This is a genomic window from Pseudoalteromonas denitrificans DSM 6059 (genome assembly GCF_900112265.1).
GTDB lineage: Bacteria > Pseudomonadota > Gammaproteobacteria > Enterobacterales > Alteromonadaceae > Pseudoalteromonas > Pseudoalteromonas denitrificans.
The window spans coordinates 1-1,717 of sequence record NZ_FOLO01000099.1; the positions used below are offsets into that span (position 1 = coordinate 1).

Consider the following 1,717-nt stretch of genomic DNA (forward strand, 5'->3'; position numbering starts at 1 on the left):
TTTAAATTCAGGTATTACATAAGAGTACTGAATTAGCTAAAAATTCAAAAAATCAGTATTTTATATGGTGTTTAAAATCATTAGGCTGAAGCCCAATCTACAACCATTTGTACATTTTTTAACACCAAGTCAACATATTCTTTGGCTGACTCTATGCTATCAGCTTCAGCATAACATCTTAATTCAGGTGCATTGCCTGAAGGTCGAAAATGCACTATTCTCCCATCTGTAAATGTTATTCTTAATCCATCGGTATCATCGACCTTTGAAAGTTCTTCACTTTCAAAACCTAACTTCACTAATAAACCAACAGTATCAACTAAACCTTGCTTGATAATTGCTTTACTTTTATCTGTAGCAAAATTTTGAATACGGTCACTATGGGTATAACGGGTTGGTAATTCATTTGCCAGTTGCGATATCTGTTTTTCATTAGCGGCAGCTAATAATATTAATGCAGGTAGCAGTGCATCACGTGTTGGTAAAGCTTTTAGCGTTTTGCCTTGGTAAGTCACGTCACTACCTAGTAAAAAACCACCATTAGCTTCAAAACCCGCAATTGTTCTATATTGCTTTGTTAAACCATCAAAAGCAGCAATCACATAAGGTGAGCCTATCTTAGTGCGAACTACTGTTTTAAAGCTTTCACTTTTTTCAATTGCTGTATTACAACTTACAGGTATAGCCAATGCGTCAATTTTTAAAAATTTAGCACACAACAAACCTAAAATATCACCACGTAACCATTCTCCAGTTTCATCCGCAATGAGAGGTCGGTCACCATCTCCATCGGTAGAAAATAAGGCATCTAGTTTATATTCAGCAACCCACTTTTTAGCTTTGGCTTTATCTTCATCTGATACAGCTTCAGTGTCAATAGGCACAAAAACATCACTACGTTCAAGCGTAATAACCTCTGCACCTAATTGCTTTAACAAACTGGCATATAAATCACGACCTGAACTTGAATGTTCATATATACCAATGCGCTTACCAGTTAAAAAAGGTGAATTAAACAATGAACTATAACGTTCAATGTAACGTTTTGCAGCGTGAGTATTAGCTGTTAATTCAGGTGAAAAGTCACATTCACTAAACTCAGCTTGAACAGATAAAATATCTTGTTCATCGGCTTTAGATATTTCACCATCAGGTCTATAAAACTTTAAACCGTTACGATCAAAAGGAATATGACTGCCAGTTACCATAATGCAAGGAATGTTATCTTGCATAGCAACATAAGCTAATGCGGGCGTAGGTAAAACACCATAAAATACTGGCTGGATATCAAGTTGTTTTAATGCCGCAGCACAACTCATAGCCATGCTATAGCTACTCGGGCGATTATCTACTGCAATTGCTAATTGTTTAAAACTGAAATTTTGCTTCATAACACCAACAAACGCATGTGTAAATGCAGCACATACATTAGGCGTAAACTGAGTAACTAACCCACGCGCACCACTAGTACCAAAAGCCACACCACTATTATTTAATACATCTGAACTTTGTAACATTTTTAATCCTTAACAATTTTTATGGTGTTTTTTACCACAGAGTACACAGAAGCTACGCTCACAGAGAAATAAAAAGCTAAATTATTTTATAAATTTCTTCTTTATTTAGGAAACTGCAAAACTTAATGTTTTAATTTTTCCTCTGTGTTCCTCCTTTTCTCGGTGGTTAATTTTGTTTTACCACAGAGTACACAGAGGCT

Annotated in this window: 1 protein-coding gene; it reads right to left on the reverse strand. The window is 35.5% G+C overall.

From position 1 onward, the window contains the following. Positions 1 to 80 precede the first annotated feature (80 nt). Positions 81 to 1,517, reverse strand: coding sequence for a phosphomannomutase (locus BM088_RS26400; RefSeq protein WP_091991864.1), 1,437 nt, complete (start codon positions 1,515 to 1,517; stop codon positions 81 to 83). Positions 1,518 to 1,717: the final 200 nt, after the last annotated feature.

Excerpts from the sequence above, each read along its gene's own strand:
- BM088_RS26400 (WP_091991864.1), bottom strand. The coding sequence starts at position 1,517 with ATGTTACAAAGTTCAGATGTATTAAATAATAGTGGTGTGGCTTTTGGT.